1 pseudogene is annotated in these 261 nt (G+C 67.4%); it reads right to left on the bottom strand.

The features are described 5' to 3' along the window. Positions 1–261 (bottom strand): annotated as a pseudogene (locus tag ADK57_RS19310) (transketolase); the annotation flags it as partial.

The raw sequence follows: 261 nt of genomic DNA, 5'->3' as shown, positions 1-261 counted from the left end.
GTCCGAGAAGACCAGGAACGTGCCGCCGTAGATACGGGTGTTGCCGTGCAGCGCGATGCCGTTCATCTCCGCGGCCATCGAATGCTCACGGATACCGAAGTGGATCGTGCGGCCGTACGGCTGCGCCTCCGCCAGCGGGTTGCCCGCCGGCAGGAACGAGCTCGTCTTGTCGATCGTCGTGTTGTTCGAACCGGCCAGGTCGGCCGAACCGCCCCACAGCTCCGGGATCACCGCGCCGAGCGCCTGCAGCACCTTGCCGGA

It is taken from the genome of Streptomyces sp. MMG1533, assembly GCF_001279775.1.
Lineage (GTDB): Bacteria > Actinomycetota > Actinomycetes > Streptomycetales > Streptomycetaceae > Streptomyces.
Note: the sequence above shows the minus strand (reverse complement) of the source record. Positions and strands in the feature narration are given on the sequence as shown.